Consider the following 23,103-nt stretch of genomic DNA (forward strand, 5'->3'; position numbering starts at 1 on the left):
CGGAAGAGGAAGGCGCCAGTCGGAAGGCGTCAGGCCGCCGAGCGGTCCTTGTCCTTTTCCTTCTCGCGTTCCCTGTCGTTGAACACCCAGAACCGCTGGTTGGCGAACACGGCGTTCGGATACGGCGACTTGCCGCGGCTGCCGTTGTAGCGGCCCAGCGTCATGAACAGGTCGCCGTTCTCCCGGTCGAGGTAGTGGCGAAGAATGACGCAGCCGAAGCGCAGGTTGGTCTGCATGTGGAAGAGCTTGGCCGGGTCGCTGTCGCCGATCACGCGCGTCCAGAACGGCATGACCTGCATGTAGCCGCGCGCCCCCGCGCTCGACACCGCGAACTTGCGGAAATTGCTCTCGACCTGCACCAGCCCCAGCACCAGGCTCACCTCCAGCCCCGAGCGCTTGGCTTCGTACCAGACGGTCTGCAGGAACTCGATGCGCGAGGGCGCATCGGCGATCTTCTTCTTGAGCCGCTCGCTCATCTCTCCGAGCCAGCGCAGGTAGGCCAGCCGGGCCTCGGTGCTCGCGAACTGCGGCACCGGCGGCGCCTTGTTGTGGATGGCCGAACTCAGCGCGGTGCGCACCGAGTCGATCAGCGGCTCCTCGATCTGCGCGCCGGCCATGGCAGCCCGCGGCAACGACAGCACGGTGAGGGCGCCTGCGGTCACGGCGCCGCCCAGGCACTGGCGTCGCGAGAGGCCGCCCTCCAGGCTCATTGGGCGAGCTTGCCGGCGATGAAGTCGGCGATACCGGCCGCGGGCACCTTGGTAGCCGCCGTGTCGCGGCGGTTCTGGTATTCGAGCTGGCCTTCCTTGAGACCGCGGTCCGAGATGACCACGCGGTGCGGCACGCCGATCAGTTCCCAGTCGGCGAACATCGCGCCGGGGCGTTCGCCACGGTCGTCGAGCAGCACGTCGACGCCCTTGGCGAGCAGCTCCTCGTAGAGCGCCTCGGCCGCCGCCTTGACCTCGGGGCTGCGGTCCATGCCGATCGGGCAGACAACCACGGTGAAGGGGGCGATGGCGTCGGGCCAGATGATCCCGCGCTCGTCGTGGTTCTGTTCGATGGCGGCGGCCGGCAGGCGGGTGATGCCGATGCCGTAGCAGCCCATCTCGAGGAACTGCGGCTTGCCGCCTTCGTCGAGGTAGGTGGCGTTCATGTCCTTGCTGTACTTGGTGCCGAGCACGAACACATGGCCCACCTCGATGCCGCGCTCGATGGCCAGCACGCCCTTGCCGTCGGGTGAGGCGTCGCCCGCGACCACGTTGCGGATGTCGGCGACGAGGTCGGGCTCGGGCAGGTCGCGGCCCCAGTTGACGCCGGTCATGTGGAAATCGACTTCGTTGGCACCCGTGATCCAGTCGGCCAGGACGGCGGCTTCGCGGTCGGCCACGAGCTTCACGGGCTTCTTGAGGTTCAGCGGGCCCAGGTAGCCGGGCTTGCAGCCGAAGTGGTCCTCGATTTCGGCCAGGGTCGCGAAGCGGAAGCCCTGGTTCAGGCCGGGCAGCTTGCCGACCTTGATCTCGTTCATGTCGTGGTCGCCGCGCAGCAGCAGCAGCCAGACCTGCGAGCCCTTGATGTCGCCAGCCTCGTCGAGGACGTCGGTGGCCAGCACCAGCGACTTGATGGTGGTGGAAAGCGGCACGCCAAGCAGCTCGGCCACGTCGACGCAGGTGCTCTTGCCGGGGGTCGGGGTCTTCTCGAGCGCCTTGGCGGGCGCCGGGCGCGGACCGGCCGGGGCCAGCGCCTCGGCCTTTTCCATGTTGGCGGCGTAATCGCTGTCGGGGCAGTAGACGATGGCGTCCTCGCCGGTGGCGGCGATCACCTGGAATTCCTCGCTCAGGTCGCCGCCGATAGCGCCGCTGTCGGCCGCGACGGCGCGGTAGCGCAGGCCGAAGCGGTCGAAGATGTTGCGATAGGCCTGCGCCATGACCTGGTAGCTCGCCTTGGCGGCGTCGAGGTCGCGGTCGAAGCTGTAGGCGTCCTTCATGATGAACTCGCGCCCGCGCATGAGGCCGAAGCGCGGACGTCGTTCGTCGCGGAACTTGGTCTGGATCTGGTAGAAGTTCTTCGGCAGCTGCTTGTAGCTGCGGATCTCCTGGCGGGCGATGTCGGTCACCACCTCTTCGCTGGTCGGCTGGATCACGAAGTCGCGGTCGTGGCGGTCCTTGATGCGCAGCAGCTCGGGGCCCATCTTGTCGAAGCGGCCGGTCTCCTGCCAGAGCTCGGCGGGCTGCACCACGGGCATGGTCATCTCGACGGCACCGGCGCGGTTCATCTCCTCGCGGACGATGGCTTCCACCTTGCGGATCACGCGCAGGCCCATGGGCATGTAGGTGTAGATGCCCGTGCCGAGCTTCTTGATCATGCCGGCCCGCATCATGAGACGGTGGCTCGCCACTTCGGCGTCAGCGGGCGCTTCCTTGAGGGTGGAGACGAAAAAACGGGAAGCTTTCATCGGAATGGTGGCGCTGGATTCGAGGTTCGGAAGTGGGGAACTGCTCCCCCGGAGAGACCCTGAGAGCCTGGCATCGGCAGCTTGCCGAGGGCAACCCGGCATGCATAATCGACTCAGTTCAAAAATTGGGGTTTGATTATGCTCGACCGGGACGGCTTCAGGCCCAACGTCGGCATCATCCTGCTCAACCAGAGAAACCAGGTTTTCTGGGGCAAACGCATACGCACGCACTCCTGGCAGTTTCCGCAGGGCGGCATCGACCGCGGCGAAAGTCCCGAGCAGGCCATGTACCGGGAACTGCACGAGGAAGTGGGACTCCACCCGGAGCATGTGCGCATCGTGGCCCGTACCCGCGACTGGTTGCGCTACGAGGTGCCGGATCGGTTCATTCGCCGTGACGCACGGGGCCACTACAAGGGCCAGAAACAAATCTGGTACTTGCTGCAACTCATCGGCCACGATTGGGATCTCAACCTGCGTGCAACCGACCATCCCGAATTCGACGCCTGGCGCTGGCATGACTACTGGGTGCCGCTCGACGTGGTCGTCGAGTTCAAGCGCGGCGTCTACGAGATGGCGCTCACCGAGCTCGCTCGCTACCTGCCCAGGCAGGATTTCCGCAACCGCTTCCTGCGCAGCAACGTGCGCGCCCGAGAATTCGAGCGCCACTCGCCGGACGCCGGGGCGCCGCCCGGACTCGATCTGCCGCCCGGCGGCAGCTTCGATCCGCATCCCGACATTCCTTCCGCGAGCAATGAACCTCCTGTCCAAGACAACAAGGCACCCCCGCCCCTTCCGACGCAACGCTGAGCGCGTCCTCCTGCTGGCCTGCTTCGGCATCCTCGCCGGATGCGCCTCGGGCCCCCACGACACCGACAACCCCGACTGGGCACAGGCCGGCCTGCCGCCCCCGCCCAAGCGGTACGAGACGGACAAGGAGTGGGAAGAAACGGCCACCCCGCCCCCGCCGGCCTTCAGCGAAAGCCGCCTGCTGCCGATCGAAATGCCGCCCTACATGAGCCTGAAGTTCGGCGTCGACCCGCAGACGATCACGATCACGGGCGACGGCATCGTCCGCTATGTGGTGGTGGCCCAGAACCGCAGCGGCGGCGCGACCAACGCCTTCTACGAGGGCATCCGCTGCTCCACGGCCGAGATGAAGAGCTACGCGCGCTACAACAACGGCAGCTGGCAGGACGTCGCGAAGCCCGAATGGAAGAAGCTCGGCGACATGAACTCCAGCTACACGCGCAAGCTGGCCACGCAGGCCCTGTGCCGCGGCAACGCCCCGCGGCCGTCGGTGGGCGACATGGTCCAGAACATCCGCAATCCGGTACGGGAAGTGCAATAGGCGATCCGCGCTGAAAGACGCAGAAACGGGGCCCGCGGGCCCCGTTTCTTGTTTCCAGAGGCCTCTCAGCCCGGCATCAGCACCATGTTGTCGCGGTGGACCATTTCCGGTTCCGCCACATAGCCCAGCAGGCGTTCGAACTCCGACGAGGGCTTGCGGCACAGCAGGCGCGCCTCCACGCTCGAGTAGTTGGCAAGGCCGCGGGCCAGCTCGACACCGTCGGCGTCGCGCACCGCGATCACGTCGCCGCGCGAGAACTCGCCCGAGACCCCGGTCATGCCGATCGGCAGCAGGCTCTTGCCCTCGGCCCGCACCTTGGCGGCCGCGCCCGCGTCGACCACGACGGAGCCGCGCAGCTGCAAATGGTCGGCCATCCAGCGCTTGCGGGCCTGGTGCTTGGCGGTCTGCGCCACCAGCAGCGTGCCGATGGATTCGCCCTTCGCCAGCCGCAGCAGCGCGTCGGCCTCGCGGCCCCAGGCGATGACCGTGGAGGCGCCCGAGCCGGCCGCGCGCTTGGCCGCGAGGATCTTGGTGATCATGCCGCCCTTGCCGATGCTCGAACCCGCGCCGCCGGCCATCGCCTCGAGCGCCGGGTCGCCGGCGGCGGCCTCGTGCACGAACTTCGCGTCGGGGTCCTTGCGCGGGTCGGCCGTGTACAGGCCCTTCTGGTCGGTGAGGATGACCAGCGCATCGGCCTCGACCAGGTTGGCCACGAGGGCGCCGAGCGTGTCGTTGTCGCCGAACTTGATCTCGTCGTTGACGACCGTGTCGTTCTCGTTGATGACCGGCACCACGCCCAGCTTGAGCAGCGTGACCAGCGTCGATCGGGCATTGAGATAGCGCTCGCGGTCGGCCAGGTCGGCGTGCGTCAGCAGCACCTGGGCGCTGCCGATCTCGTTCTCGCGCAGCTTGGTCTCGTACATCTGGGCCAGGCCCATCTGGCCGACCGCGGCAGCGGCCTGGAGCTCGTTGATCTCGTGCGGCCGGGTGCGCCAGCCAAGGCGCTTCATTCCTTCTGCGATCGCACCGCTCGACACCATCACCACCTCGCGCCCGTCGCGCACCAGCGCGGCCAGTTGCCGGCACCACTCGCCGATGGCGGCCTCGTCGAGACCGCGCCCCTCGTTGGTCACGAGGCTGGAGCCCACCTTCACGACGATACGGCGGGCATCCCGCAAGGCAGTGGATCCGGAGTTCGACGAGGTCATTTGGGGTGTTACGGTCTTTGGATGCTGCTCGGGTTGCTGTCTTCGGCCCGTCTCGGGCCGGCCGTCGATGCTGCTGCGGCAGGTGCCGCTCAGGAGCCTTCGGGGGGCAGAGGCACGAAGCGCGGATCGACCTCGACCGTCTGTTGCTCGGCCACCTGCTCGGCCTTGACCTGCTGGTAGATGGCCTGCACCAGGTGCTCGCAGCCTTCGCGCGTGAGCGCCGAGATTTCGAACACCGGACCCTTGAAGCGCAGGCGCTTCACGAAGTCCTTGATGCGCGCGGCGCGCTCGTCGGCGGGCACCATGTCCAGCTTGTTCAGCACGAGCCAGCGCGGCTTTTCGTACAGGTCGGCGTCGTATTTCTTGAGTTCGCCCACGATGGCCTTGGCCTGCGCCACGGGGTCGACGCTGTCGTCGAACGGGGCCATGTCGACCACATGCAGCAGCAGGCGCGTGCGCTGCAGGTGCCGCAGGAAGAGATGGCCGAGGCCGGCGCCTTCGGATGCGCCTTCGATCAGGCCGGGCAGGTCCGCCACGACGAAGCTCTGCTCGGGACCGACGCGCACCACTCCCAGGTTCGGGTGCAGCGTGGTGAAGGGGTAGTCCGCGATGCGCGGGCGGGCGTTCGAGATGGCGCTGATCAGCGTCGACTTGCCCGCATTCGGCATGCCGAGCAGGCCCACATCGGCCAACACCTTGAGTTCGAGCTTGAGGCTGCGCTTCTCGCCAGGCCAGCCGGGGGTTTTCTGGCGCGGGGCACGGTTGATCGCGCTCTTGAAGCGCATGTTGCCGAAGCCGCCGTCGCCGCCCTTGGCGATGGTGATGACCTCGCCGTCCTTCAGCAGTTCGAACAGCACTTCGCCGGTCTCGGCGTCGGAAATGATCGTTCCGACCGGCATCTTGAGCGTGATGTCGTCGCCGGCGGCGCCGAACATGTCGGAGCCCATGCCGTGCTCGCCGCGCTTGGCCTCGTGGCGGCGCGAATAGCGGAAGTCGACCAGGGTGTTGAGGTTGGAATCGGCCACCGCGTACACGTGGCCGCCGCGGCCGCCGTCTCCGCCGTTGGGGCCGCCGAATTCCTTGTACTTCTCATGACGGAACGACACGCAGCCGTTCCCGCCATCGCCCGCGGCGATGTCGATGAAGGCTTCGTCGACGAACTTCATGGGATGTCTAGTTTACAAATGAAGAGGCCCCGGCAATGCGGGGCCTCGGATGGTCGGGGCTGACTCGGGGCTTAAGCCGCGGGAGTCACGTTGACCGTGTGCTTGTTCAGCGCACCCTTGGTACCGAACGACACGTGGCCGTCGACCAGGGCGAACAGCGTGTGATCCTTGCCCACGCCGACATTCACGCCGGGGTGGAACTGGGTACCACGCTGGCGCACGATGATCGAGCCTGCGCTGATCAGTTCGCCGCCGAAAGCCTTCACGCCGAGCATCTTGGGCTTGGAATCGCGCCCGTTTCGCGTTGAGCCGCCGCCTTTTTTCTGTGCCATGGAATCTGCTCCTGTGCCGTGTTAAGCGGCGATCGCGCCGATTTGCAGTTCGGTGAACTGCTGGCGATGGCCTTGACGTTTCTGATAGTGCTTGCGACGGCGCATCTTGAAGATGCGAACCTTGTCGTGCTTGCCGTGCGACAGTACCGTGACCGTCACCGTTGCACCGGACACCAGGGGCGTGCCAACCTTGATCTCAGCGCCGTTGCCGACTGCCAGAACCTGGTCGATCACGATTTCCTGGCCTACGTCCGCAGCAATCTGTTCTACTTTGATTTTCTCGCCGGAAGCAACGCGATACTGCTTGCCACCGGTTTTTATGACCGCGTACATGTAAACCTCTTAGAAATGAGTCTCCACGGCGAATTCCGCAGAGCCCAAGATTATAGCGCGGTTTGCGCCCACTAGCTACTCTTGAGCCGGAGCCCCATCGGCAAGCCGCTTCGGCTCCATATAATTTGCGCCTTCCGGCCCTGCACCTGCCTGGGTCCCCCACATACAACACTCAGCAGCGCCCCGCGCCTTCGCTTTGCCAGTTCCAGCCGCCGACACCTCCCCCACCGCCACCGTGCTGGACCTGATTGCCGGCGACATGGTCGAAGTCGACCGCGTGATCGCCCGCCGCCTCGACACCGGCGTGCCGCTGGTCAGCCAGGTTTCCCGGTACATCATCTCCGCTGGCGGCAAGCGCCTGCGACCGGCGCTCCTGCTGCTGATGTCGGGCGCGCTGGGCTACACCGGGGACCAGCGATTCAATCTGGCGGCCGTGGTGGAGTTCATCCACACGGCAACCCTGCTGCACGACGACGTGGTCGACGAGTCGACCCTGCGGCGCGGACGCGCAACGGCCAACGAATCGTTCGGCAACCCGGCCAGCGTGCTGGTCGGTGACTTCCTCTATTCGCGCGCGTTCCAGATGATGTTGGACGCCAACAACATGCGCGTGATGCAGATCCTGGCCGAAGCCACCAACATCATCGCCGAGGGCGAGGTGCTTCAGCTGATGAACATGCACGATGCATCGCTGGACGAAGCGGCCTATCTGCGCGTGATCCGCTCGAAGACGGCGAAGCTCTTCGAGGCGAGCACCCGCCTCGCGGCCGTGCTGGCGAATGCCACCCCAGAAATGGAAGAGGCCTGCGCAACCTACGGCCAGGCCTTGGGCACCGCCTTCCAGGTGATCGATGACGTCCTGGACTACACGGGCGACGCCAACGAAACCGGCAAGAATGTCGGCGACGACCTGCGTGAAGGCAAGACCACTCTGCCGCTCATCTTCGCGATGCAGCGAGGCACTCCGGCACAGAGCGCGCTCGTGCGCGCCGCCATCGAGGCCGGCGACACCACCCAGCTGGGCAAGGTCATCGAGATCGTTCAGGAAACCGGGGCCCTGGATGCCTCGCGCGCAGCGGCAGCAGCCGAGGCGCAGCGTGCGATTCATGCATTAAAAGATTTCCCGGCCAATTTGCACGCTTCAGGTTTGCTACAATTAGCGGCTCAGTTGCTTGAGCGACGTGCCTGAACACCTCTCCTGAGTTGGCATCTAGGACGACTTCTTCTTTCTTGCAACCATCGGGGTGTAGCTTAGCCTGGTAGAGCGCTACGTTCGGGACGTAGAGGCCGGAGGTTCGAATCCTCTCACCCCGACCAGCCTTTGGCTGGCATTAATGGACAAATGGCCAGCCTGTTGCTGTGTAGCGATTTACAGCACAGGACTGTTCAGCGATGATCGTGAAGCAAATTTTCACATCTTTTTCACTCGCTGAATGGCTGCAGCCGAACTTCCTGTTAAAGAACCTTCGCAAATTGCCCTACCCGGGCTTGCGCGCGCCCTGGTTTCGGCCGGCAAGCTGCCTGCCAGGGCAGCCGAGGACATCTATCAGAAGTCCATCAGCGCTCGCACGAGCTTCATTGCCGAACTGACCGGCTCCGGCGCCGTTTCCGCCGCGGACCTCGCCCACACCCTTTCCACCGCGTTCGGCGCACCGCTGCTCGATCTCGATGCCATCGATCCCCAGCGCCTGCCCAAGGACCTGCTCGACCAGAAGCTGTGCCATGCGTACCGCATCGTCGTGCTCAGCAAGCGCAACAACCGTCTGATTGTTGCAACGGCCGATCCTTCCGATCAGCAGGCCGCAGAAAAGATCAAGTTCGCCTCCCAGATGGGCGTCGACTGGGTCATCGCCGAATACGACAAGCTGTCGCGGATGATCGAAGCCGCCGCCGTCAGCGCGGCCGAGACCATCAACAGCATCGTCGGCAGCGAGTTCGAGTTCGACGACGTCGCGGCCGAGACCGCGAACGAGGGCAATGACCAGGCCATCGCCGAAGTCGAAGACGCGCCCGTCGTGCGCTTCCTTCACAAGATGCTGCTCGACGCCGTCAGCATGCGGGCATCCGACATCCACTTCGAGCCCTACGAGCACAACTACCGCGTCCGCTTCCGGGTCGACGGCGAGTTGCGCGAAGTCGCCAGCCCGCCCACGGTCATCAAGGACAAGCTGGCCTCGCGCATCAAGGTCATTTCCCGGCTCGACATCTCCGAGAAGCGCGTGCCGCAGGACGGCCGCATGAAGCTCAAGATCGGTCCCGACCGCGTGATCGACTTCCGCGTGAGCACGCTGCCCACGCTCTTCGGCGAGAAGATCGTCGTGCGTATCCTCGACCCGAGCAGCGCGCGCCTGGGCATCGACGCCCTGGGTTACGACGCTGACGAGAAGGCGCGGCTGCTGCATGCCATCGGCCGCCCGTACGGGATGGTGCTCGTCACCGGCCCCACCGGCTCGGGCAAGACGGTGTCGCTCTACACCTGCCTGAACCTCCTGAACCAGCCGGGCGTGAACATCGCGACGGCGGAAGACCCGTCGGAAATCAACCTGCCCGGCGTCAACCAGGTCAACGTCAACGAACGCGCGGGCCTGACCTTCGCAGCCGCGCTGCGCGCCTTCCTGCGCCAGGATCCCGACATCATCATGGTCGGCGAAATCCGCGACCTCGAAACCGCCGACATCTCGATCAAGGCAGCCCAGACCGGCCACCTGGTGCTCTCCACGCTGCACACCAACGATGCGCCGACCACGCTCACGCGGATGCGCAACATGGGCATCGCGCCGTTCAACATCGCGTCGAGCGTGATCCTGATCACTGCCCAGCGCCTCGCGCGGCGCCTGTGCACCGTCTGCAAGCTGCCGGCCGACATCCCGCGCGAAACGCTGCTCGAAGCAGGTTTCAAGGAAGAAGAACTGGACGGCTCCTGGAAGCCCTACCGCCCCGTCGGCTGCTCCGCCTGCAGCAGCGGCTACAAGGGCCGCGTGGGCATCTACCAGGTGATGCCGATCTCGGAAGCCATCCAGGAAATCATCCTGCGCGACGGCAGTGCGCTCGACATCGCCGCGCAGTCGGAAGCCGAGGGCGTGCGTTCGCTGCGCCAGTCGGGCCTGCGCAAGGTCATGCAGGGCCTCACTTCGCTCGAAGAAGTGGTGGCCTGCACCAACGAATAACGAACACACCGAATACCGGAGATCGAATGGCTACAGTGGCATCCTCCCGCACCCAGCCCACACACAAGGAATTTGTCTTCGAATGGGAAGGCAAGGACCGCAACGGCAAGCTGGTACGCGGCGAACTTCGTGCTGCCGGCGAAAACCAGGTGCAGGCCGCGCTGCGCCGCCAGGGCGTGCTCGCCTCCAAGATCAAGAAGCGCCGCATGCGCTCAGGCAAGGCGATCAAGCCGAAGGACATCGCGATCTTCACGCGCCAGCTGGCGACCATGATGAAGGCCGGCGTGCCCCTGATGCAGTCCTTCGATATCGTCGGGCGCGGCAATGCGAACCCGAGTGTGGCCAAGCTGCTCAACGACATCCGCAGCGACGTGGAAACCGGCAGTTCGCTCTCGTCCGCCTTCCGCAAGTTTCCGAAGTACTTCGACAATCTCTACTGCAACCTGGTGGAGGCTGGCGAGGCGGCCGGCATTCTGGAAGAACTGCTGGACCGGCTGGCCACCTACATGGAGAAGACCGAGGCGATCAAGTCGAAGATCAAGTCGGCTCTGATGTACCCCACTTCCGTGATCGTCGTGGCCTTCGTGGTGGTGGCCATCATCATGATCTTCGTGATCCCGGCGTTCAAGCAGGTGTTCACGTCGTTCGGAGCCGACCTGCCTGCCCCGACGCTGTTCGTGATGGCGATGAGCGAGTTCTTCGTCTCCTACTGGTGGCTGATCTTCGGTGGCGTCGGCGGCGGAATCTATTTCTTCCTGCAAGCCTGGAAACGCAATGAGCGTTTCCAGCGCTTCATGGACCGCCTGCTGCTGAGAGTGCCGATCTTCGGCGCGCTGATCGAAAAATCCTGCGTCGCCCGCTGGACCCGCACCCTGGCCACCATGTTCGCCGCCGGCGTCCCGCTGGTCGAAGCCCTCGACTCCGTGGGCGGCGCCTCCGGCAACACCGTCTACGGCGACGCCACCGCGAAGATCCAGCAGGAAGTCTCCACCGGCACCAGCCTCACGGCCGCCATGACCAACGTCAACCTGTTCCCGTCCATGGTGATCCAGATGACCGCCATCGGCGAGGAATCCGGCTCCATCGACCACATGCTGGGCAAGGCCGCAGACTTCTACGAATCCGAGGTGGACGACATGGTCGCGGGCCTCTCCAGCCTGATGGAGCCGATCATCATCGTGTTCCTCGGCACCATCATCGGCGGCATCGTGGTGTCGATGTACCTGCCCATCTTCAAGCTCGGCCAGGTCGTTTGATGCTGGTTTCGCGGGAATTCGACACCGTCTTCGCCGGTGTCCTGGGGCTATTGATCGGCAGCTTCATGAACGTCGTCATCTACCGCGTGCCGGTGATGATGTACCGCGAGTGGCTTGCCGACGCGGTCGCCAATCTCATGTCGTCGAAGGATGCGCCCTCGCTGTGGTCGCTGGCCTTCGGGCCGAAGGTCGCGGCGCCCGCCGGGCTGGAGGCCTCCGCCGACAAGGCGGCCGAAGTCGTCGAGAAGCAGCCTCCCTTCGACCTGATGCGCCCCGCGTCGCGCTGCGGCGCCTGCGGCCACGAGATCCGCTGGTACGAGAACATCCCCGTGCTGAGCTATGCCGCGCTGCGCGGACGCTGCTCGTCGTGCAAGACCCCGATCAGCCTTCGCTACCCGCTGGTCGAGCTGATCACCGGTGGCCTGTTCGCCCTGTGCGCCTGGCGTTTCGGCATCACGCCGGCCGGGGCGCTTTGGGCGACGTTCGGGGCCTTCCTGATCTGCCAGTTCCTGATCGACTTCGACACCCAGTTCCTGCCCGACTCGCTCAACTATCCGCTGCTCTGGCTCGGCCTGATCGGCGCGGCCATGGGCTGGACCGGCGTTTCGTTGAGCTCGGCCGTCTGGGGCGCGGTGTTCGGCTACCTGAGCCTCTGGCTTGTGTACCATGCCTTTCGCCTGGTCACGGGCAAGGAAGGCATGGGCTATGGAGACTTCAAACTGCTGGCCGCGCTGGGTGCATGGCTCGGAGCGGACTACCTCATCGCGATCATCCTCGTCTCTTCGCTGGTGGGTGCGGTGATCGGCATCTCTTTGCGCATCGCCGGCAAGCTGGCGCACAAGGACATTCCCATCGCCTTCGGCCCCTTCCTGGCCGGCGCGGGCCTCGTCTGCCTCGTGGCGGGCCCCGAAGTCGTGAGGCAGTGGATTCCGTTCGCCTTTCCCCTGGACGCGCTGATGCGCTGACCTCCGCATGGCAGTGCGGCGCATCGGCCTGACGGGCGGCATCGGCAGCGGCAAGAGCACGGTCGCGGGCCTCCTGGTGGCCCAGGGGGCGGTTCTCGTGGACACCGACGCCATCGCGCGCTCCATCGCGCTGCCGGGCGGCATCGCGATGCCGGCCCTGGAAACCGCCTTCGGCCCGGGCGTCATCGACCCGGCCGGCGGCCTGGACCGTGCCGCGATGCGCCAGATCGTGTTCGCGGACGCCGGCGCCAAGGCCCGGCTCGAATCCATTCTCCACCCCCTGATCGGCGCCGAAACCCAGCGCCAGGCCGCGGCGGCCGGCGAGGATGCCGTCGTCGTGTTCGACGTTCCCCTGCTGGTCGAATCCGGTCGCTGGCGCGCGATCGTCGACCGGGTGCTGGTGGTCGACGCCACCGAGGAAACGCAGCTGAAGCGCGTCGTCGCACGCTCGGGCTGGGCGCCCGAAGCGGTCAAGGCGGTGATCGCCCAGCAGGCTCCGCGCCGGGCCCGGCGGGCCGCCGCGGACGCCGTCATTTACAACGAGTCCCTGACCCTGGAGGAACTCGCTCAGCAGGTCCGGGGTTTCTGGGAACGGTGGGCTAAGTCAAGCACGCGATAATTTGGGGTTGACGCCGCGACGGCAAAAAGACGGTCACGTCAAACGGCGCATGCCCAAGCGCCCCTCACGATGCTTTTCAATTCGTACCCCTTCATCTTCGTTTTCTTCCCGCTGGTCCTGATCGGCTTCTTCCTGATCGGTGCGCGCAGCCCCCGGTCGGCGGCGGGGTTCCTGGCACTGGCTTCCCTCTTCTTCTACGGGTGGTGGAGCGTCAAGGCGCTGCCGCTCCTGCTGGGGTCGATCTGCGTCAACTACTGGTTCGGGCTGCGGCTCACGCCCTCCCCCAGCCGGGAGGACAAGTACCGCAAGACGCTGCTGATCATCGCCCTGGTGGTCAACCTGGGGGTGCTGGCGGTCTTCAAGTACGCCAACTTCTTCCTCGAGAACGTCGATGCCGGCCTGGCCGCCGCAGGGCTCCCGCAGATCGACCTGGTCCACATCGTCCTGCCCATCGGCATCTCGTTCTACACCTTCACCCAGATCGCCTTCCTGGTCGACTGCTGGCAGGGCAAGGTGCACGAGCGCAGCTTCATCCATTACGTGCTGTTCGTGACCTACTTCCCGCACCTGATCGCGGGCCCCGTGCTGCATCACGCGCAGATGATGCCGCAGTTCAACAGCCCGGCCACCTACAGGATCAACGCCAACAACATCGCGCTGGGCCTGGGCATCTTCGTCTTCGGCCTGGCCAAGAAGATGCTCATCGCCGACCCGCTGGGCCAGTACGCCGACATGATGTTCAAGGGCGTGCACGAAGGCGTGCTGCCCTCGCTGTACACGGCCTGGTTCGGGGTGCTGGCGTACACGCTGCAGATCTACTTCGACTTCTCGGGCTATTCCGACATGGCCGTGGGCCTCTCGCTGTGCGTGGGCGTGCAACTGCCGCTCAACTTCAGGTCGCCGTACAAGTCGACCAACATGATCGAGTTCTGGCGCCGCTGGCACATCTCGCTGTCGACCTTCCTGCGCGACTACCTCTACGTGCCGCTGGGCGGCAACCGAAAGGGTCCGACGCGGCGCTACATCAACCTGTTCCTGACGATGCTGCTGGGCGGCCTGTGGCACGGCGCCGCCTGGACCTTCGTGCTCTGGGGCGCGCTGCACGGCTTCTACCTGATGGTCAACCACTTCTGGAACGCCAAGGTGCGTCGCGGCAAGACCGAAACCACCTGGTACGGCCGCGTGGCCGGCTGGTTCCTCACCTTCCTGTGCGTGATGATCGCCTGGGTGGTCTTCCGCGCCGACAGCATGTCGGCCGCCATCGAGATCTACAAGGGCATGCTGGGCATGCACGGCGCGCCCGTGTCGGCCTTCAGCGAGTTCCGCGTGCCGTTCCGCAAGCCGGAATTCTTCCAGACGATCCTGGTCGGCCTCGTGATCTGCCTGGCGCTGCCGCCCACCATCACGCTCGACCGCTGGATTCCCGCCGTCGCCGGCCTGGCCGGGCGCCCGCGCCTGCAGCGCCTGGCGACCTGGGCCACCGGCCTGGGCTGCGTCTACCTCTTTGGCCTGTGCGTGTCGAAGTTCGGCAGCTACAGCCCCTTCCTCTATTTCCAGTTCTGACGACATGGAAGACACGAAATCTGCCAGGACCTGGCTTCGCATCTTCGCCGCGGGCTACCTGGTGTGCTGCGCCCTGCTGCTGGTCAGCCTCTTCACGCCCATCCCCTACGGCGACCTGACCCGCATCGGGCGCATCTCCGAGCGCGAATTCGGCTGGCACGAGCCGCCGCCGCCCATCCCGGACGCCGACGTCAAGACCTGGCCCATCAACGAATCCGACATCCTGGTGATCGGCGACAGCTTCTCGGTGCGCTACGCGTGGCAGTCGAAGCTCGTGGGCGCAGGCTACAAGGTCACGACCACGCACTGGGACAACCTGGGCGGCGTGCTCTGCGACGACTTCTCGGGCTGGCTCCAGAAGTCGGGTTTCAAGGGCAAGGTCGTGATCGTCGAGAGCATCGAACGGCTGCTGTACGACCGCATCGAGAAATCGCAGTCGTGCAAGACCATGAAGCATGCCTTCAAGCCCACCCCGCCGCCTTTCGAGAACCCGTCCAGGCCGGCCCCGGGCTTCCAGCTCAACTGGGACGCCCAGTTGCTCAGCGGCTGGTTGACATACCAAAACACCAAGGAGATCCTGGCCTCCGACAGTTGGACCAACACGCCCGACCGCTGGGGCCCGCTGATCGACGCCCGCGTGGTGCCCGAGGGCTGCAAGCAGTTCAGCCACCGCGCCTGCAACAAGCTGCTGATGACCGCCGAGGACCGCGTCAATCCGGCGCTGACAGCCGAGTCCGCGAGCTTCATGAAGCGCTTCGAGAGCACTGCAGCGCCCTACAAGGTGGTGTGGATGGTCGTGCCGAACAAGACCAGCGTGTATTTGCAACAAAACCATGCCGATGCGTTCCGGGCCGCGTTCAACCCGCAAAATATCGGCCCGGACCTGTTCGCGCTGGCCGAGCAGAACCGCTTCAAGATGAAGGATCTTTTCCCTGCCAACGAGACCCACGTGTCGACCCGGGGTTACATTCTTTTCGGGCAGCGTATGCTGGAGGCTGTGCGCGAGGTGTTCCCGCCACCGGCCGCCAAGACGCAATGAGCCCGAACCCGACGTGAAAAACCGATACGCGTGATCCTCTACGAGTACCCCTTCAACGAGCGCATCCGCACGTACCTGCGGCTAGAGCACCTGTTTCGCCGCCTCGGCGAGTTGGTGCCGGCCGAATCCCCCCTGTCCCACCACTACGCCCTGGTCACGATCTTCGAGATCATGGACGTCGCCGCGCGCGCCGACCTCAAGGCCGACGTGCTGCGCGACCTGGACAAGCACAAGAACGTCTTCAACAGCTACCGGGGCAATCCGGCCATCGCCGAGACGGTGCTCGACCAGGTCATCGGCCAGCTCGAAGGCAATTTCGCCTCCCTCAACGGCGTGGCCGGCAAGGCGGGCCAGGCGCTGACCGAGAACGAGTGGCTCATGAGCATCCGCAGCCGCGCCGGAATTCCGGGCGGCACCTGCGAGTTCGACCTGCCCGCCTACTACGCCTGGCAGCACCGCCCGGCCACCAGCCGCCGCGCCGACCTCGAACGCTGGTCGAACACGCTGTCGCCCCTGGCCTCGTCGATCTACCTGCTGCTCAAGCTGCTGCGCGACGCCGACGTGCCCTACAAGGTGATCGCGGTCAACGGCCAGTTCCAGCAGAACCTGCCCCAGGGCCGCAGCTTCCAGCTGCTGCGCCTGCGCATCGACCCCAAGCTGGGCCTGATCCCCGAAATCAGCGGCAACCGCCTCATGGTCTCGGTGCGCCTGATGCGCCACGACAAGGACGACCGCCTGCACCAGAGCTCGGAAGACGCCCCGTTCGAGCTCACCCTTTGCGCATGACGACCGAGGTGAACAGCAAGGGCGAGCGCATCGTGCGCTGCCCCACTTGCGGCGGCGAGAGCGTCTATGCGCCGAGCAACGCCTACCGGCCCTTCTGCAGCGCGCGCTGCAAAGGCATCGACCTGGGCGCCTGGGCCAGCGAGGAATTCCGCATGCCCGCCGAAGCGCCGCCGGACGACGAGCCTTTCGGCGATCCCAAGATCCAGTAGGTCGGCAGGAAAAGCCGCTTACTTGCCGACGGCGCCTTCATCCAGCAGCGCCGGATCGATGTACGTCGCGAAGCTTCGCGCATAGCGCGGCCGAAGATGGCCGATGTCCTTGTAGGCTGGCGAACCGTCGTCCGGCATGCTGCGGATGCACTCGCCATCCGCGCACAGGCTGGCGAAAGGCTCGATGACCTTGGCGCCATTGGCCTGCGCCACCTGCTTCAGCCGCGCGTTGAACTGCGCCTGGTCCTGCGGCATCGGCGCCTTGAGCTGACCCGACTCCGCCGTCATGCGCCCCAGGCGGCTGCCCTCGATCTGCCGCAGCGGATCGAAATCCATGCCCACCGGATTGCCGAGCACCAGGTAGACCGGCTTGTGCGCCGACAGCCGCTTCAGCACCTCGCCCAGCGACCTGAGCGACTGATCGATGCCGTCGCCGCCGATGAACGGATGCACGGCCTTCCGGTCGTCGACGAAGTAGTTCACCGTCGGGCCGGCACCGGTGAAGTAGCAGCTCCAGCACGCTCCCAGCACGACCGAATCGATTTCGGGCTTGAGCGCCAAGTCGAGCACTGCGGTGCGCCGCTCGTCGCAGCCGGTGTCGGGGCCGCTGAACAGGCCCGGCACCGGCGGGCACGAGCCCTTGGTCGCGAAGTAGATGGTGCGTGCCTTGTCGGGTTGCGTGCGCACCAGCTCGAGCGCGCGCGGCGCGTACTGCTCGACGTGGCTGTCGCCGATCAGCAGCACGTTGTGCTTGCCGTTGCCGGCGCGGTAGACGAACTGGTTGCCCAGCGCGGCCTCCTCGAAGCCGTCGTAGTAGTTGTCCTCGCGCGTCGCATCGGCCACCGCCTGCAGGGCCGGGCTGTCGTGGCGAGGCATGGGCGTGCCCAGGAAAACAAGAACACCGGCCAGCGCCAGCGCCGCGCCCGCACCCGCCAGCCCGCGCAGGACGGCCTGCGAGAGGTGCAGCTTCACGAAGCGCTCGAGGAAGCGATACGTGGCCCACGCCAGCACGACCGACGCCGCCACCAGCACGATGCGCAGCTGCAGCGGCGGCTCGCCGCCGGTCACGATGCGCGCGTAGGACAGCAGCGGCCAGTGCCAGAGGTACAGCGGATAGCTGATGAGGCCGATCCACACCATCACCCGGTTCGACAGCAGGTACCTGTTGAGCACCCCGCCCGGCCCTGCCGCGATGCAGCTCGCCGCGCCCAGCACCGGCAGCAGCGCCCACCAGCCCGGAAACGCCTTGGTGCTGCGCGTCATGAAGAGGCCGAGCACGATCAGCGCGATGCCGACGATCGACTGCAGGTGCTTCTTCCACGCGCGGGCGGTAGCGGCGCCTTGTGCAACTGACTGCAATTGCATGACCGCCAGCAACCCGCCCGCCATCAGCTCCCACGCGCGCGACAGCGGCGAATAGAAAGCCGCCGCCCGGTGCGCCTGCACCGTCAGCACATTGACCAGGAACGAGATCACGGCCACCGCCAGCACCACGCGCAGCATCGGCCAGCGCCTGCGCCATGCCAGCCCCAGCATCAGCGGCCAGAAGATGTAGAACTGCTCCTCGATGCCCAGCGACCACAGGTGCAGCAGCGGCTTGGTCTCGGCCGAGGCGTCGAAGTAGCCGGCCTCGCCCAGGAAGACGAGGTTGGCGAAGAAGGCGGCGCCGCCCGTGGTCTGCTTGCCCAGCTGCGAGAACTCGCCCGGCAGCAGCACATACCAGCCGAAGGCCAGCGTCGCCAGCAGCACCAGCACCAGCGCCGGGAAGATCCGCCGGATGCGGCGCGCGTAGAAGTCGCGGTAGCTGAAGTCGCCCGCCGCCAGGCTCTGCAAAAGGATGGTCGTGATCAGGAAGCCCGAGATCACGAAGAAGATGTCGACCCCGATGAAGCCGCCCGGCAGCAGGCTCGGGAAGGCGTGGTACGCCAGCACCGAGCCGACCGCGATGGCACGCAGGCCGTCGATGTCCGGGCGGTACTTGGGATGCATGGGCGCTTGCTCTTCTTCGATCTGTCGGTCGGTCGGCTGGCAAACGGCCGCTCAGCGCGACGGCTGCTGCGCCGGGGCGCTGCGCACGGTCCGGTCGAAGTAGCTCGCCTCTTCGCGCGTGTAGCGCGGACGCAGGTGGTCGGCGTCCTTGTACGCGGGCGCGCCGTCGGGCAGCGTGACCAGGCAATGGGCGCCGTCCTTGCACAGCGCAGCCATCGCATCGATGGGCTGCGCGCCGCTCGCCTCGGCGATGGCGCGCAGCCTGTCGTTGAGCGCCTTCTGGTCGGCCGGCAGCGGCACCGTCGGCGAGGAGGTCATCGCCTCCATGTGCGTGAGGCGGCTGCCTTCGATCAGGCGCTTGGGCGTGAATTCGGGGCCGCCGGGGTTGTCAAGCAGCAGGAAGACCTTCTTGTGCCGCGCCAGCTCGCGCAGCGTGGCTTCCAGCGAGGCCAGCGAACGCTCGATGCCGTCGCCGCCCTGGAACGGATGGACCTTGTTGTCGGGGCCGCGGAAGTAGTACTCCAGCGCCCCGTGGCCGACGAAGTAGCAGTTCCAGCAGCCACCGATGACGACCGAGTCGACCTCCGGGCCCATCGCATAGGCCAGCATCGCGTCGCGGCGCTCGGCGCATCCGATGTTCTTGTCGACCTGCACGCCCGGAACCGCCGGGCATGCGCCCTGGGTCACGAACCAGGCCGACTTGTCGGGCATCGACAGCGTGCGCGACAGCTCCATGATGCGCGGCGCGTACTGCTGCACGTGGCTGTCGCCCACGAAGAGCACGCGCTTGGGGCCGTTTCCGGTCTTGTAGACCAGCTGCTCGCCGATCTGGTCGAGCTTGAAGCCGGCGTAGTAGTCGGCGTCCAGCGTGGCGTTGGCGACGACCTGCAGCCGGTCGCTGTCGTTGCGGGGGCCGGGCACACCGAAGAAGATCGCGGTGCCCAGCGCGGCGATCAGCACCATGCCACCGCCCAGCGCCTTGAGGATCCCCGTGCCGGGACGGCTTCTCGTGTAGCGTTCGACGAAGCGGTACGTGGCCCATGCCAGCAGCACGGCGGCCACCATCGCGCCCGCGCGGTAGACCGGCGATGGATGCAGCGGATCGGCCTCCACGATGCGCACGAAGGCCAGCAGCGGCCAGTGCCACAGGTACAGCGGATAGCTGATGAGCCCGATCCACACCATCACCCGGTTCGACAGCAGGTACTTGTTGAGCACGCCGTTCGGCCCCGCGGCGATGCAGCTGACGGCGCCCAGCGTGGGCAGCAGCGCCCACCAGCCCGGGAAGGCCTTGTTGCTGCGGATCATCACCAGCCCGAGCACGATCAGCCCCACGCCCAGCACCGACTGCAGGTGGCTGCGCCACGCGCTCGGCGCCGGTGGCTTCAGCCGCATGCAGGCCAGGATGCCGCCCACCATCAGCTCCCAGAAACGGGAAGCCGGCGAATAGAACGACGCCGCCGGCAGCGGATGCACCGTGGCCACGTTCACGACGAACGAGACCGCCGCCACCGCCAGCACCACGCGCACGATCGGCCAGCCCTTGCGCCAGGCGAGCCCCAGCAGCAGCGGCCAGAAGATGTAGAACTGCTCCTCGATGCCCAGCGACCACAGGTGCAGCAGCGGCTTGGTCTCGGCGGCCGTGTCGAAGTAGCCCGACTCGCCCCAGAACACGAAGTTGGCGACGAAGGCCGCGCCGCCCACGGTCTGCTTGCCGAGCTCGGCGAACTCGTCGGACAGCAGCAGGTACCAGCCCGCGCAGAGCGTGGCGAACAGCACCACGATCAGCGCCGGGAAGATCCGCCGGATGCGCCGCGCGTAGAAGTCGCGGTAGCTGAAGTCGCCCGCCGCGAGGCTCTGGAGAATGATGGTCGTGATCAGGAAACCCGAGATCACGAAGAAGATGTCGACGCCGACAAAGCCGCCCATCAGCGCCGTCGGGAACGCGTGGTACACCAGCACCGAGCCCACGGCGATTGCCCGCAGGCCGTCGATGTCCGGACGGTACTTGGGATGCATCAAGCGATCAGCTGGCCGGCGCGTCGGCAGGCGCGACCACCGGCGGCGCCACGAACGGCAGGCCGCGCTCTTGCGACAGCCACTGCAGCACCGGGAACGCGCCCGGCAGCACCGGCGCCACGTCCAGCGGCAACTGCTGCCAGGACATGCGCTGGCCTTCGCGCATCTCGAATTCGCCGCTCCAGGCCGTGACCTTGCACCAGTGCAGGCGCACCAGCGCGTGCGGGTAGTCGTGCTCCGTGACCTTCCAGACCTCGGCGCCGTCGATGGTGATGCCGAGCTCTTCCTGAAGCTCGCGCCGCAGCGCCTGTTCGACCGTCTCGCCCGCCTCGATCTTGCCGCCGGGAAACTCCCAGAAGCCCGCGTAGGCCTTGCCCTCGGGCCGCGTCGAAAGCAGCAGCGCGCCGTCGGACATGCGGATCAGCACGCCGACCGAGACTTCCGTGTGCTTGCGGGTCTGTTCGCTCACGCCTTGCTCCGCCCCGCGTAGTCGCGCGCGAACTGGTAGGCCACGCGGCCGCTGCGCGAGCCGCGCTCCAGCGCCCACACGAGCGCCTCGGGCCGCGCCGCCGCGATGGTGGCCTCGTCCATGCCGAACGACGAGAGCCACTGGCCCACGATCGTCAGGTATTCGTTCTGGCTGAAGGGATAGAAGCTCACCCAGAGGCCGAAGCGCTCCGACAGCGAGATCTTTTCCTCGATCACCTCGCCGGGGTGGACTTCGCCGTCCTCGGTGTGGGTGTACGAGAGGTTGTCCTTCATGTACTCGGGCAGCAGGTGGCGCCGGTTGCTGGTCGCGTAGATCAGCACATTGGGCGTCGATGCCGCGATGGAGCCGTCGAGGATCGACTTCAGCGCCTTGTAGCCCGGCTCGCCCTCGTCGAAGCTCAGGTCGTCGCTGAACACGATGAATTTCTCGGGCCGCTGCGACACCACCTCGACGATGTCGGGCAGGTCGGTGAGCTCGGCCTTGTCCACCTCGATCAGGCGCAGCCCTTGCGGCGCGTAGGTCTGCAGGCAGGCGCGAATGAGCGACGACTTGCCCGTGCCGCGAGCGCCCGTCAGCAGCACGTTGTTGGCTGGCTTGCCTTCGACGAACTGCTGCGTGTTGCGCGCGATCTTTTCCTTCTGAACGTCGATTTCCTTCAGCGAATCGAGCGACATCGCCGCCACGTGCTTCACGGGCTCCAGCACGCCGTGGCCCGAGCTGCGGCGGCGGTAGCGCCAGGCGATGGACGCGTTCCAGTCGGCCGGCTCGGCCAGCGGCTGCGGAAGGATCGATTCGATGCGCCCGATGAGCTGTTCGGCTCGCTCGATCAGCCGTTGGAACTGCTCATTCATGACCGGTAATCGGCGTTGATCGTCACGTATTCGTGGCTGAAGTCGCAGGTCCACACCGTCTCGCTGGCATTGCCGCGGCCCAGCCCGATGCACACCGTGATTTCGCTGCGCTTCATCACGCGCTGGCCGTCTTCCTCGCGGTACGACGGATTGCGCCCGCCCTTGACCGCCACATGGACGTCGTCGAGGAACAGGTCGATGCCGGTCTGGTCGAGGTCGGCGATGCCCGCATAGCCCACGGCCGCGAGGATGCGGCCCAGGTTCGGGTCGCTGGCGTAGAAGGCCGTCTTGACCAGCGGCGAGTGCGCCACGGCGTACGCCACCTGCTTGCACTCGGCAGCGTCGCGGCCGCCTTCGACCTGGACGGTGATGAACTTGGTCGCGCCCTCCCCGTCGCGCACGATGGCCTGCGCCAGCTGGCGCGCCACGTTCTGCATCGCGGCCACCAGCGCCTTGCCCTCGGCCGAGTCGAGCGAGGTGATGGTCGCGTGCGCAGCCTTCTGTGTGGCGATGACCACGAACGAGTCGTTCGTCGAGGTGTCGCCGTCGATGGTCACGCGGTTGAACGAGGCGTCGGCCAACTGCTTCGCCAGCGGCTGGATCAGCGAGGGGTCGATCTTCGCGTCGGTCGCCAGGAAGCCCAGCATGGTCGCCATGTTCGGGCGGATCATGCCGGCGCCCTTGCTGATGCCGGTGATGGTGACGGTGGCGCCGCCGACCTGAACCTGCTGGCTGAACGCCTTGGGGATCGTGTCGGTGGTCATGATGCCCTCGGCCGCGCGCGCCCAGTTGTCCGCCTTGGCATCGGCCAGGGCGGCGGGAAGGCCAGCCTCGATGCGGTCGACGGGCAGCGGCTCCATGATCACGCCGGTGGAGAACGGCAGGATCTGCTCGGGCGAGATCTCCAGCTTGCGCGCCAGCGCGATGCAGGTGGAGCGCGTGCGCATCAGCCCGTCTTCGCCGGTGCCCGCATTGGCATTGCCGGTGTTGATGACCATCGCCCGGATGCCGTGGTTAGCAGCCAGGTGCTCGCGGCAGACCTGCACCGGCGCCGCGCAGAAGCGGTTCTGCGTGAACACGCCGCCGACGGCCGAACCTTCGTCGATCAGCACGACCGTCAGGTCCTTGCGATTGGCCTTGCGCACACCCGCCTCGGCCACGCCGATGCGGACGCCGGGCACCGCGAACAAGGCGGCAGGATCAGGGGCAGACAGGTTCACGGGCATGGCACTTATTCCTTCTTGCGTATCAATTTTTCATCGGCACCGACAAGACGCACTTTTCGTCGCCAGGGATACCGCGGAACCG

General features: G+C 66.2%; 22 protein-coding genes and 1 tRNA gene. 12 read left to right on the top strand and 11 right to left on the bottom strand.

Annotation, left to right across the window (positions count from 1 at the left end):
* Positions 1-29: 29 nt before the first annotated feature.
* Positions 30-710, bottom strand: a complete 681-nt coding sequence (locus ABL844_RS25805) for a lytic transglycosylase domain-containing protein (RefSeq protein WP_126024684.1) — start codon at positions 708-710, stop codon at positions 30-32.
* Positions 707-2,452, bottom strand: coding sequence for a proline--tRNA ligase (locus ABL844_RS25810; RefSeq protein WP_418129498.1), 1,746 nt, complete (start codon positions 2,450-2,452; stop codon positions 707-709). The genes ABL844_RS25805 and ABL844_RS25810 overlap by 4 nt, the downstream gene beginning before the upstream one ends.
* Positions 2,453-2,590: 138 nt before the next feature.
* Here ABL844_RS25810 and ABL844_RS25815 point away from each other — a divergent pair, with 138 nt between their 5' ends.
* Both ABL844_RS25815 and ABL844_RS25820 read left to right on the top strand, forming a co-directional pair.
* On the top strand, positions 2,591-3,262 hold the full coding sequence (locus ABL844_RS25815; protein WP_126024797.1) for an RNA pyrophosphohydrolase: 672 nt from the start codon (positions 2,591-2,593) through the stop codon (positions 3,260-3,262).
* Positions 3,207-3,803: a CNP1-like family protein gene (locus tag ABL844_RS25820; protein ID WP_184642158.1), complete on the top strand. Its 597-nt coding sequence runs from the start codon at positions 3,207-3,209 to the stop codon at positions 3,801-3,803. Before ABL844_RS25815 ends, ABL844_RS25820 begins: the two co-directional genes overlap by 56 nt.
* 65 nt (positions 3,804-3,868) lie before the next feature.
* Here the strand turns inward: ABL844_RS25820 and proB are convergent, their stop codons facing one another.
* The 4 genes from proB to rplU form a co-directional block, all read right to left on the bottom strand.
* Positions 3,869-5,011 (bottom strand): glutamate 5-kinase, encoded by a 1,143-nt coding sequence (gene proB / locus ABL844_RS25825; RefSeq protein WP_126024682.1) that lies wholly within the window; start codon positions 5,009-5,011, stop codon positions 3,869-3,871.
* Positions 5,012-5,100: 89 nt separating this feature from the next.
* A complete protein-coding gene (gene cgtA / locus ABL844_RS25830) occupies positions 5,101-6,177 on the bottom strand; it encodes an Obg family GTPase CgtA (protein WP_418129499.1) in 1,077 nt (358 codons plus the stop codon).
* 71 nt (positions 6,178-6,248) lie between these two features.
* Positions 6,249-6,509, bottom strand: a complete 261-nt coding sequence (rpmA, locus tag ABL844_RS25835; RefSeq protein ID WP_093057448.1) for a 50S ribosomal protein L27 — start codon at positions 6,507-6,509, stop codon at positions 6,249-6,251.
* A gap of 21 nt (positions 6,510-6,530) precedes the next feature.
* Complete coding sequence (gene rplU / locus ABL844_RS25840; protein ID WP_019656543.1) at positions 6,531-6,842, bottom strand: 50S ribosomal protein L21; 312 nt, start codon at positions 6,840-6,842, stop codon at positions 6,531-6,533.
* A 196-nt stretch (positions 6,843-7,038) separates the two neighbouring features.
* Between rplU and ABL844_RS25845 the strand changes: the two genes are divergently transcribed.
* The 10 genes from ABL844_RS25845 to ABL844_RS25890 all read left to right on the top strand — a co-directional run bounded on the left by ABL844_RS25845 (position 7,039) and on the right by ABL844_RS25890 (position 16,446).
* The gene (locus ABL844_RS25845) at positions 7,039-8,031 is read left to right on the top strand and encodes a polyprenyl synthetase family protein (RefSeq protein ID WP_126024680.1); all 993 of its coding nucleotides are present in this window, start codon (positions 7,039-7,041) and stop codon (positions 8,029-8,031) included.
* Between the two features lie 51 nt (positions 8,032-8,082).
* Positions 8,083-8,159, top strand: a tRNA-Pro gene (locus ABL844_RS25850).
* Between the two features lie 116 nt (positions 8,160-8,275).
* Positions 8,276-10,009, top strand: a complete 1,734-nt coding sequence (gene pilB, locus ABL844_RS25855) for a type IV-A pilus assembly ATPase PilB (protein WP_126024679.1) — start codon at positions 8,276-8,278, stop codon at positions 10,007-10,009.
* 26 nt (positions 10,010-10,035) lie between these two features.
* Positions 10,036-11,265, top strand: a complete 1,230-nt coding sequence (locus ABL844_RS25860; protein WP_184642161.1) for a type II secretion system F family protein — start codon at positions 10,036-10,038, stop codon at positions 11,263-11,265.
* Positions 11,265-12,230 (top strand): prepilin peptidase, encoded by a 966-nt coding sequence (locus ABL844_RS25865; RefSeq protein ID WP_418129500.1) that lies wholly within the window; start codon positions 11,265-11,267, stop codon positions 12,228-12,230. The genes ABL844_RS25860 and ABL844_RS25865 overlap by 1 nt, the downstream gene beginning before the upstream one ends.
* Before the next feature lie 7 nt (positions 12,231-12,237).
* Positions 12,238-12,849 (top strand): dephospho-CoA kinase, encoded by a 612-nt coding sequence (gene coaE / locus ABL844_RS25870; RefSeq protein ID WP_418129501.1) that lies wholly within the window; start codon positions 12,238-12,240, stop codon positions 12,847-12,849.
* Positions 12,850-12,918: 69 nt separating this feature from the next.
* Entirely contained in the window at positions 12,919-14,412 is a 1,494-nt protein-coding gene (locus tag ABL844_RS25875; RefSeq protein ID WP_126024676.1) for an MBOAT family O-acyltransferase, read from the top strand.
* Between the two features lie 4 nt (positions 14,413-14,416).
* A complete protein-coding gene (locus ABL844_RS25880; protein WP_418117679.1) occupies positions 14,417-15,451 on the top strand; it encodes a hypothetical protein in 1,035 nt (344 codons plus the stop codon).
* A gap of 30 nt (positions 15,452-15,481) precedes the next feature.
* Positions 15,482-16,237, top strand: coding sequence for a cell division protein ZapD (gene zapD / locus ABL844_RS25885; RefSeq protein WP_418129502.1), 756 nt, complete (start codon positions 15,482-15,484; stop codon positions 16,235-16,237).
* On the top strand, positions 16,234-16,446 hold the full coding sequence (locus tag ABL844_RS25890; protein WP_184642167.1) for a DNA gyrase inhibitor YacG: 213 nt from the start codon (positions 16,234-16,236) through the stop codon (positions 16,444-16,446). Before zapD ends, ABL844_RS25890 begins: the two co-directional genes overlap by 4 nt.
* An 18-nt stretch (positions 16,447-16,464) precedes the next feature.
* Here ABL844_RS25890 and ABL844_RS25895 read toward each other — a convergent pair whose 3' ends face one another.
* Genes ABL844_RS25895 through argJ form a run of 5 tightly spaced genes read right to left on the bottom strand, consistent with a single transcriptional unit; the run spans position 16,465 to position 23,021 of the window.
* Positions 16,465-18,435 carry an acyltransferase family protein gene (locus ABL844_RS25895; RefSeq protein WP_418129503.1) on the bottom strand — a complete coding sequence of 657 codons (1,971 nt, stop codon included), beginning with the start codon at positions 18,433-18,435 and terminating at the stop codon, positions 16,465-16,467.
* A gap of 51 nt (positions 18,436-18,486) precedes the next feature.
* On the bottom strand, positions 18,487-20,454 hold the full coding sequence (locus ABL844_RS25900; RefSeq protein ID WP_418129504.1) for an acyltransferase family protein: 1,968 nt from the start codon (positions 20,452-20,454) through the stop codon (positions 18,487-18,489).
* A gap of 7 nt (positions 20,455-20,461) precedes the next feature.
* Positions 20,462-20,869 carry an NUDIX domain-containing protein gene (locus ABL844_RS25905; RefSeq protein ID WP_418131955.1) on the bottom strand — a complete coding sequence of 136 codons (408 nt, stop codon included), beginning with the start codon at positions 20,867-20,869 and terminating at the stop codon, positions 20,462-20,464.
* Between the two features lie 50 nt (positions 20,870-20,919).
* Positions 20,920-21,795, bottom strand: coding sequence for an ATP-binding protein (locus tag ABL844_RS25910; protein WP_369660995.1), 876 nt, complete (start codon positions 21,793-21,795; stop codon positions 20,920-20,922).
* Positions 21,792-23,021: a bifunctional glutamate N-acetyltransferase/amino-acid acetyltransferase ArgJ gene (argJ, locus tag ABL844_RS25915; protein WP_418129505.1), complete on the bottom strand. Its 1,230-nt coding sequence runs from the start codon at positions 23,019-23,021 to the stop codon at positions 21,792-21,794. The genes ABL844_RS25910 and argJ overlap by 4 nt, the downstream gene beginning before the upstream one ends.
* Between the last annotated feature and the right edge of the window lie 82 nt (positions 23,022-23,103).

It is taken from the genome of Variovorax sp. 278MFTsu5.1 (assembly GCF_048305045.1).
Classification (GTDB): Bacteria; Pseudomonadota; Gammaproteobacteria; order Burkholderiales; family Burkholderiaceae_C; genus Variovorax; species Variovorax guangxiensis.